Origin of the sequence: Phaeobacter sp. A36a-5a (assembly GCF_037911135.1) — a bacterium.
GTDB classification, from domain to species: domain Bacteria; phylum Pseudomonadota; class Alphaproteobacteria; order Rhodobacterales; family Rhodobacteraceae; genus Phaeobacter; species Phaeobacter bryozoorum.
The window spans coordinates 527499-543477 of record NZ_JBBLYU010000002.1; the positions used below are offsets into that span (position 1 = coordinate 527499).

At 63.9% G+C, this 15979-nt stretch carries 21 protein-coding genes; 14 read left to right on the top strand and 7 right to left on the bottom strand.

What is annotated here, in order from left to right; genetic code table 11:
• The first annotated feature begins 25 nt into the window (after positions 1-25).
• The 4 genes from WLQ66_RS13190 to WLQ66_RS13205 are packed head-to-tail and all read left to right on the top strand — an operon-like array spanning position 26 to position 3062.
• The gene (locus WLQ66_RS13190) at positions 26-763 is read left to right on the top strand and encodes a competence/damage-inducible protein A (protein ID WP_340546797.1); all 738 of its coding nucleotides are present in this window, start codon (positions 26-28) and stop codon (positions 761-763) included.
• Positions 760-1503, top strand: coding sequence for a GNAT family N-acetyltransferase (locus tag WLQ66_RS13195; protein WP_340546798.1), 744 nt, complete (start codon positions 760-762; stop codon positions 1501-1503). The genes WLQ66_RS13190 and WLQ66_RS13195 overlap by 4 nt, the downstream gene beginning before the upstream one ends.
• A gap of 3 nt (positions 1504-1506) precedes the next feature.
• Positions 1507-2082 (top strand): peroxidase-related enzyme, encoded by a 576-nt coding sequence (locus tag WLQ66_RS13200; RefSeq protein ID WP_340546799.1) that lies wholly within the window; start codon positions 1507-1509, stop codon positions 2080-2082.
• Positions 2079-3062 carry an OmpA family protein gene (locus WLQ66_RS13205; protein ID WP_340546800.1) on the top strand — a complete coding sequence of 328 codons (984 nt, stop codon included), beginning with the start codon at positions 2079-2081 and terminating at the stop codon, positions 3060-3062. The genes WLQ66_RS13200 and WLQ66_RS13205 overlap by 4 nt, the downstream gene beginning before the upstream one ends.
• 123 nt (positions 3063-3185) lie before the next feature.
• Here WLQ66_RS13205 and WLQ66_RS13210 read toward each other — a convergent pair whose 3' ends face one another.
• Positions 3186-4091, bottom strand: a complete 906-nt coding sequence (locus tag WLQ66_RS13210) for a LysR family transcriptional regulator (RefSeq protein WP_340546801.1) — start codon at positions 4089-4091, stop codon at positions 3186-3188.
• 222 nt (positions 4092-4313) lie between these two features.
• On the opposite strand from WLQ66_RS13210, the gene WLQ66_RS13215 reads away from it, so the two are divergent.
• The 4 genes from WLQ66_RS13215 (at position 4314) to WLQ66_RS13230 (ending at position 5927) form a co-directional block, all read left to right on the top strand.
• Positions 4314-4757: a DUF4399 domain-containing protein gene (locus WLQ66_RS13215; protein ID WP_340546847.1), complete on the top strand. Its 444-nt coding sequence runs from the start codon at positions 4314-4316 to the stop codon at positions 4755-4757.
• 98 nt (positions 4758-4855) lie between these two features.
• Positions 4856-5179, top strand: a complete 324-nt coding sequence (locus tag WLQ66_RS13220) for an NIPSNAP family protein (RefSeq protein WP_340546802.1) — start codon at positions 4856-4858, stop codon at positions 5177-5179.
• Complete coding sequence (locus tag WLQ66_RS13225; RefSeq protein ID WP_340546803.1) at positions 5176-5532, top strand: antibiotic biosynthesis monooxygenase family protein; 357 nt, start codon at positions 5176-5178, stop codon at positions 5530-5532. Before WLQ66_RS13220 ends, WLQ66_RS13225 begins: the two co-directional genes overlap by 4 nt.
• 47 nt (positions 5533-5579) lie before the next feature.
• Positions 5580-5927 (top strand): hypothetical protein, encoded by a 348-nt coding sequence (locus tag WLQ66_RS13230; protein WP_340546848.1) that lies wholly within the window; start codon positions 5580-5582, stop codon positions 5925-5927.
• Between the two features lie 70 nt (positions 5928-5997).
• Here WLQ66_RS13230 and WLQ66_RS13235 read toward each other — a convergent pair whose 3' ends face one another.
• Positions 5998-6549 carry a type 1 glutamine amidotransferase domain-containing protein gene (locus WLQ66_RS13235; RefSeq protein ID WP_340546804.1) on the bottom strand — a complete coding sequence of 184 codons (552 nt, stop codon included), beginning with the start codon at positions 6547-6549 and terminating at the stop codon, positions 5998-6000.
• Between the two features lie 160 nt (positions 6550-6709).
• Complete coding sequence (locus tag WLQ66_RS13240) at positions 6710-8737, bottom strand: FAD-dependent oxidoreductase (protein ID WP_340546805.1); 2028 nt, start codon at positions 8735-8737, stop codon at positions 6710-6712.
• Between the two features lie 158 nt (positions 8738-8895).
• Between WLQ66_RS13240 and WLQ66_RS13245 the strand changes: the two genes are divergently transcribed.
• Both WLQ66_RS13245 and WLQ66_RS13250 read left to right on the top strand, forming a co-directional pair.
• The gene (locus WLQ66_RS13245) at positions 8896-9378 is read left to right on the top strand and encodes an RNA pyrophosphohydrolase (RefSeq protein ID WP_340546806.1); all 483 of its coding nucleotides are present in this window, start codon (positions 8896-8898) and stop codon (positions 9376-9378) included.
• Positions 9379-9416: 38 nt separating this feature from the next.
• Positions 9417-9920 (top strand): hypothetical protein, encoded by a 504-nt coding sequence (locus tag WLQ66_RS13250; protein ID WP_340546807.1) that lies wholly within the window; start codon positions 9417-9419, stop codon positions 9918-9920.
• Between the two features lie 20 nt (positions 9921-9940).
• Here WLQ66_RS13250 and WLQ66_RS13255 read toward each other — a convergent pair whose 3' ends face one another.
• Positions 9941-10810: an EamA family transporter gene (locus WLQ66_RS13255; protein ID WP_340546808.1), complete on the bottom strand. Its 870-nt coding sequence runs from the start codon at positions 10808-10810 to the stop codon at positions 9941-9943.
• A gap of 82 nt (positions 10811-10892) precedes the next feature.
• Here WLQ66_RS13255 and WLQ66_RS13260 point away from each other — a divergent pair, with 82 nt between their 5' ends.
• Complete coding sequence (locus WLQ66_RS13260; RefSeq protein WP_260082048.1) at positions 10893-11381, top strand: MarR family winged helix-turn-helix transcriptional regulator; 489 nt, start codon at positions 10893-10895, stop codon at positions 11379-11381.
• Positions 11382-11479: 98 nt separating this feature from the next.
• Here WLQ66_RS13260 and WLQ66_RS13265 read toward each other — a convergent pair whose 3' ends face one another.
• Positions 11480-12469 carry an adenosine kinase gene (locus WLQ66_RS13265; RefSeq protein WP_340546809.1) on the bottom strand — a complete coding sequence of 330 codons (990 nt, stop codon included), beginning with the start codon at positions 12467-12469 and terminating at the stop codon, positions 11480-11482.
• Positions 12466-13110, bottom strand: a complete 645-nt coding sequence (gene nth, locus WLQ66_RS13270) for an endonuclease III (RefSeq protein ID WP_340546810.1) — start codon at positions 13108-13110, stop codon at positions 12466-12468. Before nth ends, WLQ66_RS13265 begins: the two co-directional genes overlap by 4 nt.
• A gap of 177 nt (positions 13111-13287) precedes the next feature.
• On the opposite strand from nth, the gene WLQ66_RS13275 reads away from it, so the two are divergent.
• The gene (locus WLQ66_RS13275) at positions 13288-14145 is read left to right on the top strand and encodes a methylated-DNA--[protein]-cysteine S-methyltransferase (RefSeq protein ID WP_340546811.1); all 858 of its coding nucleotides are present in this window, start codon (positions 13288-13290) and stop codon (positions 14143-14145) included.
• On the opposite strand, the gene WLQ66_RS13280 is transcribed toward WLQ66_RS13275, so the two are convergent.
• Positions 14100-14378 carry a hypothetical protein gene (locus WLQ66_RS13280; protein WP_340546812.1) on the bottom strand — a complete coding sequence of 93 codons (279 nt, stop codon included), beginning with the start codon at positions 14376-14378 and terminating at the stop codon, positions 14100-14102. The two genes, WLQ66_RS13275 and WLQ66_RS13280, sit on opposite strands and share 46 nt — an antisense overlap.
• 103 nt (positions 14379-14481) lie before the next feature.
• Between WLQ66_RS13280 and WLQ66_RS13285 the strand changes: the two genes are divergently transcribed.
• Positions 14482-15189, top strand: a complete 708-nt coding sequence (locus WLQ66_RS13285) for a helix-turn-helix transcriptional regulator (protein ID WP_340546813.1) — start codon at positions 14482-14484, stop codon at positions 15187-15189.
• Positions 15190-15313: 124 nt separating this feature from the next.
• Complete coding sequence (locus WLQ66_RS13290; protein ID WP_340546814.1) at positions 15314-15973, top strand: YiaD family glycine zipper/OmpA-like lipoprotein; 660 nt, start codon at positions 15314-15316, stop codon at positions 15971-15973.
• Positions 15974-15979 lie beyond the last annotated feature (6 nt).

Consider the following 15979-nt stretch of genomic DNA (forward strand, 5'->3'; position numbering starts at 1 on the left):
CATTGGTTCAAGAGGAGGAGCGCAGATGGCCACCCCAACCGGCGCCATGCCAACCGCAGCGATGCTTGTCATCGGTGACGAGATTCTGTCCGGGCGCACCCGCGATGCCAATATGTACTACCTCGCCGGCGAGCTGAGCAAACATGGCATCGACCTGCAGGAAGTGCGCGTCGTCAGCGACAATGAGGCCGCGATCATCGCCGCCGTCAGGGCGCTCTCGGATGGTTTTGACCATGTCTTTACCAGCGGCGGTATCGGCCCCACCCATGACGACATCACCGCCGATTGCATCAGCAAGGCCTTTGATGTGCATCTGGACGTGCGCGAGGATGCGCGCGCGCTGTTGCAGGCCCATTACGACAAATCCGGGCAGGAGCTGAACGCGGCCCGCCTGCGCATGGCCCGGATCCCCGATGGTGCGACGCTGATCGAAAACCCGGTCTCCACCGCGCCCGGCTTCACCCTGCGCAATGTGCATGTGATGGCCGGGGTGCCCAGCGTGTTTCAGGCCATGGTCGCCTCGGTCCTGCCGACGCTCACCGGCGGTGCGCCGCTCTTGTCGCAGACCCTGCGAGTGCAGCGGGGCGAGGGCGACATTGCCCCTATCCTGACCGCCATTGCCGAGGCCTATGATGACCTCTCCATCGGCTGTTACCCGTTCCAGCAGAATGGTGCGTTTGGCGCCAATGTGGTGGTGCGCGGTGCCGATGGCGCGCGGGTGGATGCGGCGATTACCGCGCTGGCGCGGGATCTTGATCTTTGACTGCCACGCCGTCGCTGACCGACCCGAAATACTATGACGTCACCGACCACACCTGGCCTGCCGCCGAGGTCCGCCAGCTGGGTCCGGTCACCCTGCGCCGGGGCGATGGCGGCGGCAGCCGGGTCTCCGCAGCAACCGTCACCACAGGCCACGCAAGCGAGGCAGAAATCACCGCCGCCGAACAGGCCATGTCGGAGATGGGGCAGGATCATCTGTTCATGATCCGCGATGGTCAGCAGGCACTGGATGCCCAGCTGGCGGCACGCGGCTACGTGATCAAGGATCCCGTGGTGCTCTGGACCTGTCCTGTCGAACAGCTCTGCCATGTTGAAATCCCGCCCGTGACCGCCTTCTGCGTCTGGGAACCCCTTGCGATCCAGCATGAAATCTGGGCCGCCGGTGGCATCGGTCCCGAGCGCTTTGCGGTCATGCAGCGCACGGCGGGGTCCAAGACCTCGCTGCTGGGCCGCTGTGATGATTCCCCCGCGGGCACCGGCTTTGTGGCGATCCACGACGGCACCGCCATGGTGCACGCGCTGGAAATCCTGCCGCACCAGCGGCGCAAGGGCATGGGCGTCTGGCTGATGCACCGCGCTGCGCAATGGGCCGCCGATCAGGGCGCGCGCGAACTGGCGGTTCTCTGCACCGAAGCCAACGCCGGCGCAAACGGTCTATATGCCTCACTTGGCATGCTGCGCGCCGGGCGTTACCACTATCGCCACAACCCAGAGGGAGTGTAACCGATGACCCGCGACGCTGATGCCCCAACCGCATTGGACCTGCCGATGGTGGACCCGCTGCCGCCGGAGACGCAGAAATATTTCGACATCTGCCAGGACAAACTCGGCATGGTGCCCAACGTGTTGCGGGCCAATGCCTTCGATATCGACAAGCTCAACGCCTTTACCGCGATGTATAACGACCTGATGCTGGCGGACAGCGGCCTGTCAAAGCTGGAGCGCGAGATGATCGCGGTGGTGGTCTCCGCCATCAACAGCTGTTTCTACTGCCTCGCAGCCCATGGCGCTGCGGTGCGTCAGCTGTCGGGCGATCCCAAGCTGGGCGAAATGCTGGTGATGAACTACCGGGTTGCTCCGTTGGAGCCGCGCCAGCGCGCCATGCTGGATTTCGCGGCCAAGGCGACCAAGGCCAGCGCCGAAATCGAAGAGGCCGACCGCCAGACCCTGCGCGACCATGGCTTCAGCGACCGCGATATCTGGGATATCGCCAATGTCACCGGCTTCTTTAACATGTCCAATCGGGTTGCCAGTGCCACCGGCATGGTCCCCAACGACGCCTATCACGCGCAGCACCGGTGATCCGTCGCGCTGTCCTTGCCGCCGCCCGGCGGCTGACGCCTGCGGTGGCGGGGCTGCTCTGTGCGGCCCTGCCGTCCCTTGTGGCAGCCCAGGGTATCGAGCTGCCGCCCGGCGCGCGCCAGCTGGCCGAACGGCCAACCGCCCTTGGCAGCTACGCGGTACCGCTAGGTGCGGCCAGCGACGACGGCGTGCCCGAACGCCAGGTTGAAGGTCAGATTCTGCGCCGCAGCTGGCGAATTTCCGGCGATTCCACGGTTTTGCAGGTGCTGGCGCCATTGCGCGCGCAGCTGGTCGATGCCGGTTATGACGTGCTGTTTCAATGTCCGGCGCGCAGCTGCGGCGGCTTTGATTTCCGCTTTGATATCGAGGTGATCCCGGCGCCGGATATGACGGTGGATGTCAGCAACTTCAGCTTCCTCTCTGCCGAACATCCCGACGGGCGGATCGTCACCCTGCTGGTTTCCCGCTCCGGCAATGCAACCTTTGTGCAGATGATCGAAGTCCGCCCCGCGGAAACCGCCAGCGCGGCACCGCGCGACGACACCGCCGCCATCGCCAGCCAGCCAGACGAGGCGCCGATCGTGGCACCGCCGCTGGTGGGCGCGGCAGAGCTGATCGAGCGCCTGCGCCGCAATGGGCGCGCGGTGCTGGCGGATCTCGAATTTGAAACCGGCGCGGTGGCGCTGGGGGCCAAACCCTATGCCAGTCTGGCGGCGCTGGCAGAGTTCCTCAGCCAGAACCCCGACTATTCCGTGCTCTTGGTGGGCCATACCGATACCGTCGGCAGTCTTAGCCAGAATATCGCGCTCTCCGAACGGCGCGCCGATGCGGTGCGGACCCGTCTGCTGGAGGAGGGCGATCTGGAGCCTGGTCGCGTGTCGGTGGCAGGTGCGGGCTTCATGGCGCCGCTGACCAGCAACCTCAGCCCCGAGGGGCGCGAGGCCAACCGCCGGGTCGAGGTGGTTCTGATCGCCCGCTGACAGGCCGCTGACAGGACGCCCACAGGAAGCCCGCAGATCTCCCATGGCCACCGCCCAGAGGCCCGGAACGGGAAAACCCGGCACAATGGCCGGGTCCTCTCCAGTTCCAACGGGGCGCGCGGCTCACCAGGTGATGCCATCCTTATCGGCAAAGGCCTCAGCGAGAAAGTCGATGAACGCCCGCACCTTGGGCTGGGTAAAGCGGCCAGGAGGGTAGACCGCATAGATGCCTTGGGTTTCCATCGGCAGCGAGGGCATGACGTCCTCGACCAGCCCCTCGGCCATGGCATCTGAATAGAGATAGCTTGGCAGATAGGCGATCCCGAGGCCTGAAATGGCCGCATTCAGCAGCGACTGCCCGTCATTCACCGACAGCCAGCCAGAGGTCCGCACCTGCCGTTTTTCGCCCGACGGCGCGGTGATCTTCCACATGCTGCCGCTGGACTGGTTCGAATAATGCAGCAGCTTGTGCATGTTGAGATCGTCGATCTTCTGTGGACGACCGAATTTCTCCAGATAGGCGGGGGAGGCGATCATCCGCTTGGTGGTTTCGGTCAGCTTGCGCGCACGGAGAGAGCTGTCTTCCAGCTCGCCGATCCGCAGCGCCATATCAAACCCTTCGGAGATCAGCTCCACATAGCGGTTGTTCAGCACCATGTTGACGGTGATATCGGGATAGTCGCGCAGGAAGTCCGACAGCACCGGCGACAGGTGATTGACGCCGAAATCCGTCGCCACTGAAATCCGCAGCAGCCCCGATGGCGCCGATTGCATGGAGGTGACCAGCGCATCCGCCTCACCGGCATCATTCAGGACACGGCGGGCGCGGTCATAGTAGGCCAGCCCAATTTCTGTGGGCGAGACCCGCCGCGTGGTCCGGTTCAGCAGCCGCGCGCCCAGACGGGCCTCAAGGCTTGAGACATGTTTGGACACCGCCGATTTGGAGATCCCCATCTTCTTTGCCGCATCGGTGAATCCGCCCTGGTCCACCACATTGGCAAAGGCCTCCATTTCGGTCAGTCGGTCCATAGCACTCGCGTCCTTGTTTACCCGTGTTGCCTCAAATGTCGCGGGCAAATCGGGCAAGAACGGGGCGAGGATGGGATAATTGCAGGGTTATTCACCCATAGTTTACCAGCTGGAAACACCTGCGGCTCGGCCCGAAGATCGCAATAGCAGTCAAAGCCACTATGTTGAGAAGGGCTTACATCAATGGGAGGACAACTTATGACTGCGATCATCAGATTCACGATGAGAACCACGCTGGCGGCCCTCGTCGCCTGTGCCCTGCCGGTTTCCGCGGCCCTGGCCGGCGGCGAAACCCCGGCACCGGAGGGGGCGGAGGTCTACTTCGTGATGCCCAGGGATGGCGATACCGTCTCATCCCCGGTCACCGTGGTCTTTGGCCTGCGCGGCATGGGGGTGGCCCCGGCGGGCACCGAAAAGGAAAACACCGGTCACCATCACCTGCTGATCGACCGCCCGCCGCTGGGCGAGGGCGAGGATGGCGCGGATGAGCTGTCCTACGGTCTGCCATCGGATGAAAACCACATCCATTTTGGCGGCGGCCAGACCGAAACCACGCTGGATCTGGCACCGGGCGAACATACGCTGCAACTGGTGATGGGCGATTACGGCCATGTGCCGCATTCCACCCCGGTGGTATCGCAGGTGATCACCATCACGGTCGAATAGGCGAGGTAACGGGCGGCGATACTTCGGCGCAGGGCGAAGCATCGCCGTCGGGCCGGCTGCTAGATCAGGGGCGTATTTCTCAACGAAGGACGCCCCATATGCTCACCTGTGTCATCCGCTACCATATCGACCCCACCAAACGTGAGGATTTCGCCACCTACGCCCGCAACTGGGGGCAGGCGATCCCCCGCTGCGGCGCCGATCTGATCGGCTATTATGCCCCGCATGAAGGCTCATCAACGCTGGCCTATGGCATCTATGATGTGGCAAACCTTGCCGCATACGAAGCCTACCGCGCGCGTCTCGCAGCCGACCCACTGGGCCGCGAAAACTACGCCTTCGCCCAGGAGCGCCGCTTCATCCTGCGCGAGGATCGCACCTGGCTGAAAAAAGTTTCCGACCCAGAAGGATCCACAGGATGATCGCAGTCATATTCGAGGTTGAAATCAAGGATGGCGCCAAGGACCGCTATCTTGAGATCGCAGCCAGTCTGAAGCCGCTTCTGGAACAGATCGAAGGCTTCATCTCCGTCGAACGGTTCCAGAGCCTCACCACGCCGGGCAAACTCCTGTCGCTGTCCTTCTGGGAGAGCGAGGAAGCCGTGGCCAACTGGCGCCAGCTCAGCGCCCACCGCGCGGGGCAGAAAGAGGGCAGGGACCATGTGTTCAGGGATTACCGCCTGCGGGTGGCAGGCGTGCTGCGCGACTACGGCATGGAGCGGCGCGACGAAGCCCCCGCCGATGCCCGCGCGGCCCACGACCCTGTTGCCACGTGAAACACGAGGGGCGCAGGCTACACCTCTGGGGCTGTGCCGTGATCGGTATGGTCCTCTTCACCTCTCTTGTTGGGGCGGAAGAGGCGCGAATACCCGGCGCGGCGATCCTGTCGCCCCGAGATGGCGATATCGTCGCGTCGCCCATCACAGTTGGTATCCGCGTACCCGCAAAGGGCGCATATCACCTCCATGTCGATGGCGACCCTGTCGGTTCCGATGGGTTGCCCATGGGCGACATCCGCCTGACATTGGATGTGCCAACAGGGGTCCACGAACTCGACGTGCGCCAGATGGGCGCCGCCGTCAGCGGTCAGGCTATAACCGTGCTTGTTGACCGGATCACCTTGCCGGACGACAAGAACTGCCTCGCCTGTGGCGGTTTGCGCCGCCCTTGATCGTTACGTCAAAGACCCCGGTTGCGAACCGGGGCCGTTGTGGAAATAGACACATTGACCGGTCGCAGCTTCAGCGCGGGTGGCGGCCTTCTTCGATCTCTTCCACGATCTTGCCGACAAATGCCTTCAGATCATCGGGGTTGCGGCTGGTCACGATCCCGTTGTCCGCGACGACCTCCGCGTCCTGCCAATCAGCCCCCGCGTTGATCATGTCGGTCTTGATCGACTGAAACGATGTCATGGTGCGGCCCTTGACCAGACCGGCCTCGATCAGCAGCCAGGGCGCATGGCAGATTGCGGCGACAACCTTGCCCTGATCGTAGAAACCGTTGATCAGCTCGATCACATCGTCATTGATGCGCAGCAGATCCGGGTTGATCTGGCCGCCGGGCAGGACCAGCGCGTCGTACTCCTCGACACGGATCGCCTCCAGCGCCAGATCCGCCTTGGCCTCACGGCCCCAGTCATCGCCTTCCCAGCCCTTGATCGCCTTGCCATCGAGGCTGGCGACAGAGACCTCAGCGCCCTTGACCCGCAGCTGATCGCGCGGGAATTCCAGTTCGGACTGCTCGAACCCATGGGTGGCAATCATCAGGATCTTGGCGTCGGTGATACGGGGCATGAAACTCTCCTGTCTGTCGTGGCGGTAATCGCGCCACCGGGGCGGCGCCGTTCACAGACAAAACGCCACTGGGCGCCGGAGGTTCCACAACCGCAAACGACCCCCGCCACCACAGGCGGCGAGGGTCGCAAGATTTACACAGCGGCGAGACGGTGCCGGATCAGAGGCTGGCCGCCAGCCGTGTACCCTGATTGATGGCTCGTTTGGCGTCCAGTTCGGCCGCCAGATCGGCGCCGCCGATCACGTGGCAGGATGTGCCCTGTGCCTCCAGCGCATCCGCCAGCGACCGCTCCGACAGCTGGCCAGAGCACAGAACAACGGTATCCGCCGCGATCACGGTTGGATTCTCGCGCGCCTCGCCAAAGCTGACATGCAGCCCGTCGTCGTCGATCTTCTCATAGTTCACGCCGCCGACGAAATTCACATCCTTCATCTTCAGCGTGGCGCGGTGGATCCAGCCGGTCGTCTTGCCCAGCCGCTTGCCGTGGCGCTCCGCCTTGCGCTGCAACAGCGTCACCTCGCGGGCCGGGGCCTCGGGCTGCGGGCCTTCGGGGGCCAGACCGGCGCGATGCTCGGCCGGGTCCGCAACGCCCCATTCCTTCATCCACAGGGGCAGGTTCTCCGTGGCGCTTTCACCTTCGTGCAGCAGGAATTCCGACACATCAAAGCCGATGCCGCCTGCGCCGATCACCGCCACCCGCTTGCCCACCTTGGCCTTGTGGCGCAGCACGTCGATGTAATCGACCACATTGTCGCGGTCCTGACCGGGGATCTGCGGATCGCGCGGCACCACGCCGGTGGCAATCACCACCTCGTCAAAGCCCTTGAGATCGCCCGCCGACACATCGCGGTTCAGCTCCAGCGTCACATCGCTCTGGGCCAGCATGGTGCGATACCAATCGACCAGCCCCCAGAATTCTTCCTTGCCCGGCACCTGCTTGGCCATGTTCAGCTGGCCGCCGATCTCGCTTGCGCGATCAAACAGCGTCACCTTGTGGCCACGTTCCGAGGCCGCCAGCGCGGTGGACAGACCCGCAGGACCCGCGCCGACAATGGCGACGGTCTTCACGCTCTCCGCAGGCGCCAGCACCAGTTCGGTCTCATGGCAGGCGCGCGGATTCACCAGGCAGGAGGTCAGCTTGCCGCTGAACGTATGGTCCAGACAGGCCTGATTGCAGGCGATGCAGGGTGCGATCTGATCGGCCTTGCCCTCCGCTGCCTTGGCGACAAAATCCGCATCCGCCAGCATTGGCCGCGCCATCGACACCATATCGGCGCAGCCCTCGGACAGCACCTGCTCGGCGACCTCCGGCGTGTTGATCCGGTTCGATGTGATCACCGGAATGCCAACCTTGCCCATCAGCTTTTTGGTGACCCAGGCAAAGGCCGCGCGGGGAACAGATGTGGCAATCGTCGGAATGCGCGCCTCATGCCAGCCAATACCGGTGTTCAGGATGGTGGCACCGGCCTTCTCGATCTCCTGCGCCAGTTCGACCACCTCGTCATAGGTGGAGCCATTGGGCACAAGGTCGATCATCGACAGGCGGTAGATGATGATGAAATCCGTCCCCACCGCCTCACGGGTGCGGCGCACCACCTCGATCGGCAGGCGCATCCGGTTCTCATAGGACCCGCCCCAGCGGTCCTCGCGCTTGTTGGTATGGGTGACGAGGAACTGGTTCAGGAAATAGCCCTCCGACCCCATGATCTCAACGCCATCATAGCCCGCCTGCTGTGCCAGCACGGCGGCATTCACGATGTCGGAGATCTGCTTCTCGATACCCTCTTCATCCAGCTCCTGCGGCGGGAAGGGCGAGATCGGCGATTTTATCGGGCTGGGCGCCACGCATTTCGGACCATAGGCATAACGCCCGGCATGCAGGATCTGCATCGCGATCTTGCCCCCGGCCTCATGCACGCGGTTTGTGACGATGCTGTGGTTGGCCACATCCTGCTCGCTCGCCATCATCGCCGCCCCCGGCAGAACCGATCCTTCAAGGTTCGGACCAATGCCACCGGTGACCATCAGCGCCACGCCACCGCGCGCCCGGTCGGCATAGAATTCGGCCACCCGGTTCCAGTCCTTGGTTTCCTCAAGCCCGGTGTGCATGGATCCCATCAGCACGCGGTTTTTCAACGTGGTAAAGCCGAGATCCAGCGGCGCCAACATTTTCGGGTACGCAGTCATGACACTCTCCCTGGTAGTTCTCTGATAAGTCTTTGGTCTTCGTTTGCGCGAAAATGGCCCGGCCTGAAAGGGATTGTCACTTTGGACGCGGCGTCAACCTCTTGCACGACGCTGGGGCACAGGTGCACAAGGGGTGCATCCAACCAAGGAGAGACTGGATGACCCCCGAAGATATCGCAACCCTGCCGTACCGGCCCAATGTCGGCGTGATGCTGGTCAATGCAGCGGGTGAGGTCTGGGTCGGCCAGCGCATGGACCGGCACAAGGACGCCTGGCAGATGCCCCAGGGTGGTATCGACGCAGACGAAGATCCCAGGCTGGCGGCGCTGCGCGAACTGGAGGAAGAAACCGGCGTCACCGCCGATCTGGTCGAGATCATCGCCGAAAGCAACGGCTGGCTGCCCTATGATCTGCCCGCCGAGGTGGTGCCGCATTTCTGGGGCGGCAAGTATCGCGGGCAGGAACAGAAATGGTATCTGATGCGCTTTCTCGGGCGCGACGATCAGATCAATATCGCCACCGACCACCCGGAATTCTCCGCCTGGTGCTGGCAGCCGGTCGATCAGCTGGTCGGCAAGATCGTGCCATTCAAACGGGAGGTTTATGAACGGGTTATTCAGGAGTTTCAGGACCATCTATGATGGTTCGGACTGTCCCCCGTCTGACAAAGGATGTCCTGATGTCGCCGCTTTGCACGCTTTTTCTGCCCGTTGCCCTCCTGTCTGCGCTGGCCGGTCCCGCATCCGCTCTCAGCTGCCTGCCGTGGGGACCGTCGGACGCCTATCTGGAGGCGGTGAAATCCGACAAAAACTACGTCGTGGTCGAGGGTAAGCTCAGCTTTGATGAAACCGCCCTGCCGAAACCGCCGCAGGACAATCCCAATGATGCGCCGCCGCGCAGCCTGATCCCCGCGCGGATCAACGGTAAGGTGATGACCCCGGACGGCTTTTCAAAAGACGTCGATCTGGACATCACGCTGGAACTCCTCTGCTTTGGGCCGTGGTGTGCTGGCGCTGCGGATGGCGTGGACTATCTGGCCTTTCTGGAGCAGCGCGCAGGCGATTACGTGCTGCGCATGGATCCCTGTGGCGGCTTTGGCTTCGGGGGCACCGATGGTGCCGCCCGAGAGGAGGTGCTGGCCTGCCACGCGGGCACATCCTGCACCCCTTGGTCTGAACGCTAACCCGGTCCCGGTTTGGGAGACTAGATGCTAGCCACCCGCCGCCTGCGCCAGCGCAATCCGCTTTGCCCCAGCCACAGGCTGAACAGCGCAAGGCCCGCGCCAATCGCCTGTTTCGCCGTCAGCACCTCGCCGAGGAACACCCAGCCGAGCACCACCGCTGATAGCGGGCTGAGCACCCCGAGAAGCGACACCACCGATGGCTCCAGCCGGGCGATGCCGCGAAACCACAACACATAGGTCGCAGCGCCGCCGATCAGGCTCATGTACGCCAACCCCAACAGGTTCTCGGCACTCAGCTGCGGCAGCGATGGCAGCGACCACAGGGTGACCGGGATCAGCAGCAGCCCGCCCGCCGTCAACTGCCAGGCGGTGAAGGTCAGCAGGGACACAGGCGGCTGCCACTTGCGGCTCAGCACCACGCCGGCTGCCATCGCAATGGCCCCGGCGAGCCCCGCCAGAACACCGATCCCGTCCAGCTGCGCACTCGGCGTCAGCACCAGCAGCGCCACGCCCAGAATGCTCAGGGCCGCCGCCAGCACTGCCGCCGTGCGCACCGGCGTCTTCAGCATCAGCGCCGACAGGAACACCACCACCAGCGGCTGCACCGCGCCAAGGGTCGCAGCAACCCCGCCGGGCAGGCGGTATGCGGCCACAAACAGCAGGCTCCAGAAGATCGAGAAGTTCAGCGCCCCCAGCACCAACAACCGCGGCACCCAGCTCAGCGGCGGCAGTTGCCGCACCATCAGCATCAGCAACAGCCCCGCAGGCAGCGCGCGCAGCAGTGCCACCAGCAGCGGCGACTGCCCCGGCAGCAGGGTGGTGGTGACAATATAACTGCTGCCCCAGATCACGGGGGCCAGCGCGGTAAGGATCAGATCGCGGCTTTGCATGGCAGAGTTTCCTTTATTTCTCGACATCAAGATATATCGGTTTTTCTTGACGTCAAGATATCAGGCGATAAAACCTTCCCACATGGACCATGTGGATTTTGTGACCCAGCAATGGGAGCGAGAGCGCCCCGACCTTGATGTATCGGCGATGGCCGTCATCGGGCGGGTCGGACGATTGGCGCAAGCCTATCAGAAGGAAATGCAGAAAACCTGGGCGCGCTATGATCTGAACGCGGCTAAGTTCGACGTGCTGGCCACCCTGCGCCGCGCCGGTGCGCCCTATCGGCTGTCACCGGGCGATCTGTTGCAGGCCACCATGGTCGCCTCCGGCACCATGACCAACCGCATCGACCGGCTGGTGGACGCCGGTCTGGTGGCGCGCAGCGTCAACCCCGAGGACAGCCGCGGCTTCCTGATTGAGCTGACGCCAGAGGGGCTGAAGCTGATCAACGAGGTGGTCGAGGCCCATGTCGCCACTCAGGCCCGCCTGCTCGGCGATCTGTCGGATACCGAACAGCGCAGCCTGACACAGCTTCTGTCCAAGGCGCTGAACGCGGCAGAAACCGCCTGAAGCCCCCCGCGACCGTCAGGGTCGATCACCGATGAAAAAAGCCGCCCCCGATTGCTCGGGGACGGCTGTGCAATAGTGGCTGCGGGCACGGCCCCGGCTCAGATCAGCCCTTCGCGGCGCAGCACCTGATTCATCACCGCCTTGGGGCGGGGGCCGATATGGCTGATCACCTCGGCGGCGCAGACATTGCCGATCCTGGCGCAGGTCTCGATGTCCAGCCCCTTGGCCATGCCGAACAGGAACCCGGCCGCAAATTGATCGCCGGCCCCGGTGGCATCCACCGGCACCACCCGCTCAACCGGCACTGTCACGCGGGTGTCGCCCTCAACCACGGTGACGCCATCGCCGGAGCGGGTGCAGACCACCAGCGGGCAGATGGCGGCTGTCTTGGCCAGCGCCTCTTCCAGATCGTCGGTTTCAAACAGCGATTTGATCTCGGCCTCATTGCCGATCACGAAATCGAGGTCGTGTTCGATCAGCGACAGGAAGTCGGCCCGGTGGCGTTCCACACAGAAGGGATCGGAAATCGCGATGCCGCATTTGCCGCCGCAGTTGCGGCAGTCCCGCGCCGCTTCCATAAAGGCGCTCTTGCCCTTGTCTTTGTCGAACAGATAGCCCTCAAGGAACATCAGCTGCGCCTTGCCGGCCACCGTGTCCGGCACATCCGACGAGGACAGCTCGGAGGAGATGCCCAGATAGGTGTTCATCGACCGCTCGCCATCGCCGGAGACAAAGATCATCGACCGCGAGGTCGGCAGCTCGCCGCCCGCAACCGGCGGGTTCACAAAATCCACGCCGTCATCCGCCATCGCCTTGGCGTAGAACCGTCCCAGCGCATCGTCATGCACCCGCCCGATAAAGGCCGCATCCAGCCCCAGTGCACCCGCGCCCGCAATGGTATTCGCCACCGAACCGCCGGGCGTCTGCACCCGTTCCTGCATCGCCGCATAGAGCACCTCGCCGCGATCACGTTCGATCAGCTGCATAATGCCTTTCTCGATGCCCATATGCTCCAGAAAGCTGTCGTCACATTGGCTGATCACGTCCACAACGGCATTGCCGATCCCGACGAGCTGGTAGGTTTTCATAGAGTCTTGTCCTCAAACTGGCAGAGATCGCGGATGATGCAGGTGGGGCACATCGGCTTGCGAGCCTTGCAATGGTATCGTCCGTGCAGGATCAGCCAATGATGGGCATGAAGCTGGAAATCCGCCGGAATATTGTCTTCGATGGCACGTTCGACCGCATCGACATCCTTGCCCGGCGCAATGCCCGCCCGGTTGCCAACGCGAAAGATATGGGTGTCCACCGCCTGTGCGGGCTGGCGCCACCACATGTTCAGCACCACATTTGCGGTCTTGCGCCCGACACCGGGCAGGGATTGCAGCGCCGCGCGGGAATTGGGCACGATGCCGTCATACTCCTCGACCAGAATCCGCGACATCTTGATCACGTTCTTGGCCTTCTGGCGATATAATCCGATGGTCTTGATATGCTCGATCAGACCTTCTTCGCCCAGATCCAGCATCTTCTGCGGGGTGTCGGCAATCTTGAACAGCTCGCGTGTTGCCCGGTTCACGCCCGCATCGGTGGCCTGCGCCGACAGCGCCACCGCCACCACAAGCGTATAGACGTTGACGTGATCCAGTTCGCCCTTCGGCTCTGGATCCGCTGTCTGAAACCGCGTGAAGATCTCACGCAGCGTGTGATAATCGAGTTGCTTTGCCATCGCGGCCCTTAATGCCGCGCAGGAACAGTCGGCGCAAACAGAAAAGCGGGTCAGGGTGAGCGAAGCGTTACACTGCGGCTTGCCGGTCTCGCGCAGGCCCTTCGCGCAAGATCCGGGTCGCACTGCCCGGCCAGCGCCATATACTGGAGCACAGGACCACAGGCGGGAGTGCGACCCATGACATTGCAGACGCGCGAGGAGAGCTATCATTACGGCGTCATGCGCCGGGCGATTGCGCTGATTGACGATGGCGGCGAGGATCTGACGCTGGCCGAACTCTCTGCCGCGATGGGGATGAGCCCCTCGCATTTCCAGCGGCTGTTTTCGGCCTGGGTCGGCGTCTCCCCCAAACGCTACCAGCAATATCTGCGGCTGGGCCATGCCAAGAGCCTGCTGGAGGATCGCTTCACCACGCTGGAGGCCGCCCATGCCGTGGGTCTTTCGGGCAGTGGCCGGCTGCACGATCTGTTCCTGCGCTGGGAGGCGATGAGCCCCGGAGAATACGCCCGCAAGGGGGCCGGTCTGACAATCCACTGGGGCTGGTTTGACAGCCCTTTCGGTCTGGCGCTGGTGATGGGCACGCAGAAAGGCATCTGCGGGCTGGCCTTCGCGGCGGAAACCGGGCCGGAGGCGGCGATGGCGGATATGCGGTCACGCTGGCCTCATGCCGCGTTTGCCGAAACCCCGGAGCTGTTGCGGCCGCAGGCGGAGGCGATCTTTGCACAGCGCGGCGAGGCGGCCCTGCATATGATCGGCGCCCCCTTGCAGATCAAGGTCTGGGAGGCGCTGCTGCGCATCCCGTCCGGGCAGGTCACCACCTATTCCGAGATCGCCCAATCCATCGGCGCGCCGCGGGCGGTGCGCGCCGTCGGTACGGCGGTGGGGCGCAACCCGGTCAGCTGGCTGATCCCCTGCCACCGCGCCCTGCGCAAATCCGGCGCTCTTGGCGGCTACCACTGGGGGCTGCCGGTCAAACGCGCGATGCTGGCCTATGAGGCGGCGCGAGAGGAGGGGCAGCAGGACGGCGCGGCCTGATCCGCGCGCACCCTGTCTTGACCCGCGCGCCGCGCAAACAGCCGCCGCAGCAGGGCGGGGCGCTTGCCACCCGGCGTGATCTCGGCCCGCGCTGCGGCCATTGCGGCGGCCTTTGCCGCGCCCCGGATCTGAGCGGCCTCCCGCTCCACTTCGTAGGATTTGGAAAACTGGCGCTGCGCCTCCCATTTGTCTTTGCCCAGCGTGATCAGAACAATCCAGTCATAGGTCAGCATGGTGTTTCTCCTTCTGTCTGAAGTCAGAACACCACAACGCTGCTGACACGCTTTGTCAGCGGCCTGTGCTAAGATGTCAGCAGCCTGTCAGCGGAGAGAGATCATGGAGCGCACCGGCCGCCTGTTCGAAGTCATCCAAATTCTGCGCGCCGCCTCCGCCCCGATCCGGGCGGAGGATCTGGCGGAAAAGCTGGAGGTCTCAAAACGCACCGTCTACCGCGATATCGCCGCGCTTCAGGGGATGCGCACCCCGATCGAGGGGGAGGCGGGCATCGGCTATGTGCTGCGCAAGGGCTATGATCTGCCGCCGCTCAACTTCGACGAAGAAGAGCTGGAGGCGCTTTACGTCGGCCTGTCCCTGTTGATGCGAACCGGCGACGGCGCCTTGCAGGAGGCGGCCAAAAGGGTCTGTCGCAAAGTCATGGAATGCCGCTCGCCCGGAGATCGGTTGCAGGTGGCCCCCTGGGGCGGCGCGCCGCTGGATGATCCTGAGCGGGGCTGCGTGTCAAAGGGGCTGCTGCGACAGGCGGTCCGGGAAAGCCGCAAACTGCGGCTCACCTATCTCTGTCCCGACAGCGGCGAAACCCTGCGGGTCCTGCGCCCGCTGGCGCTGATCTACAACGTCGAAACCACGCTGCTGGCGGCCTGGTGCGAATTGCGCGGCGGCTTTCGCCATTTTCGCGCCGACCGGATGCTCTGCGCCGATCTGCTGGCGGACAGCTTTGCGGCAGAGGCCGATCTGCTGCGCAAACTCTGGATGGAACAGGGCGGCGGACTTGAGGAGGATGCGGCCCGGATCACCTCAGCCTAAAGCAGAGCTTGGGCAGGTTTTCGCCGAGCCAAAAAGACGTTACCTTGTGATGACGGCACCGCAACACGATATTCTCCGCAGCACGGGCCCCGCCCGGATTGAGCAAGCAAAAGGCAGATTTTTGATGATGCAGATGAAACTTACCACCGCCGCCATCCTGGCCGCAGGCCTGGGCCTGACCGCCTGTACCGATCCCGCAACCGTCGGCACCCCCGGCAGCAAGACCCAGAGCGGCGCTCTGATCGGGGGCCTGATCGGCGCGGGCGTTGGCGCTGCTGCCAATGATTCCGACCGGGGTCTGGGTGCTGTCACCGGCGCGCTGGTCGGTGCCGCCGCCGGCAGCGTCATCGGCAACCAGCTGGACGCGCAGGAGCGCGAGCTGCGCCAGTCGATCTCCAATGATGGCATCTCCATCGTCAACACCGGCGACCGTCTGATCGTGTCGCTGCCCAATGACCTCACCTTTGCCACCGACAGCGCGGCGATCTCGCCCGCGGTGCGCTCTGACCTGAACAAGGTTGCCGCCAGCCTGGTGCGCTACCCCAACAGTCAGGTTCAGGTGATCGGCCATACCGACAGCGATGGCGATGCTGCCTATAACCAGGGCCTGTCGGAGCGTCGCGCCAATGCGGTCGCCGATCAGATCCAGGCCGGTGGTGTGCCCTACAACCGCGTGCAGATCATTGGCCGCGGCGAAAGCCAGCCGGTGGCGTCGAACCTCACACCCGATGGCAAGGCGCGCAACCGCCGCGTGGAAATCGTCGTGATCCCGCAGGGCGCCTGAGCCTCC

Coding starts and splice junctions, on each gene's coding strand:
- WLQ66_RS13190 (WP_340546797.1), top strand. CDS start 26: ATGGCCACCCCAACCGGCGCCATGCCAACCGCAGCGATGCTTGTCATC.
- WLQ66_RS13200 (WP_340546799.1), top strand. CDS start 1,507: ATGACCCGCGACGCTGATGCCCCAACCGCATTGGACCTGCCGATGGTG.
- WLQ66_RS13210 (WP_340546801.1), bottom strand. CDS start 4,091: ATGGACCGACTGACCGAAATGGAGGCCTTTGCCAATGTGGTGGACCAG.
- WLQ66_RS13215 (WP_340546847.1), top strand. CDS start 4,314: ATGAGAACCACGCTGGCGGCCCTCGTCGCCTGTGCCCTGCCGGTTTCC.
- WLQ66_RS13220 (WP_340546802.1), top strand. CDS start 4,856: ATGCTCACCTGTGTCATCCGCTACCATATCGACCCCACCAAACGTGAG.
- WLQ66_RS13225 (WP_340546803.1), top strand. CDS start 5,176: ATGATCGCAGTCATATTCGAGGTTGAAATCAAGGATGGCGCCAAGGAC.
- WLQ66_RS13230 (WP_340546848.1), top strand. CDS start 5,580: ATGGTCCTCTTCACCTCTCTTGTTGGGGCGGAAGAGGCGCGAATACCC.
- WLQ66_RS13235 (WP_340546804.1), bottom strand. CDS start 6,549: ATGCCCCGTATCACCGACGCCAAGATCCTGATGATTGCCACCCATGGG.
- WLQ66_RS13240 (WP_340546805.1), bottom strand. CDS start 8,737: ATGACTGCGTACCCGAAAATGTTGGCGCCGCTGGATCTCGGCTTTACC.
- WLQ66_RS13245 (WP_340546806.1), top strand. CDS start 8,896: ATGACCCCCGAAGATATCGCAACCCTGCCGTACCGGCCCAATGTCGGC.
- WLQ66_RS13250 (WP_340546807.1), top strand. CDS start 9,417: ATGTCGCCGCTTTGCACGCTTTTTCTGCCCGTTGCCCTCCTGTCTGCG.
- WLQ66_RS13255 (WP_340546808.1), bottom strand. CDS start 10,810: ATGCAAAGCCGCGATCTGATCCTTACCGCGCTGGCCCCCGTGATCTGG.
- WLQ66_RS13260 (WP_260082048.1), top strand. CDS start 10,893: ATGGACCATGTGGATTTTGTGACCCAGCAATGGGAGCGAGAGCGCCCC.
- WLQ66_RS13265 (WP_340546809.1), bottom strand. CDS start 12,469: ATGAAAACCTACCAGCTCGTCGGGATCGGCAATGCCGTTGTGGACGTG.
- nth (WP_340546810.1), bottom strand. CDS start 13,110: ATGGCAAAGCAACTCGATTATCACACGCTGCGTGAGATCTTCACGCGG.
- WLQ66_RS13275 (WP_340546811.1), top strand. CDS start 13,288: ATGACATTGCAGACGCGCGAGGAGAGCTATCATTACGGCGTCATGCGC.
- WLQ66_RS13280 (WP_340546812.1), bottom strand. CDS start 14,378: ATGCTGACCTATGACTGGATTGTTCTGATCACGCTGGGCAAAGACAAA.
- WLQ66_RS13285 (WP_340546813.1), top strand. CDS start 14,482: ATGGAGCGCACCGGCCGCCTGTTCGAAGTCATCCAAATTCTGCGCGCC.
- WLQ66_RS13290 (WP_340546814.1), top strand. CDS start 15,314: ATGATGCAGATGAAACTTACCACCGCCGCCATCCTGGCCGCAGGCCTG.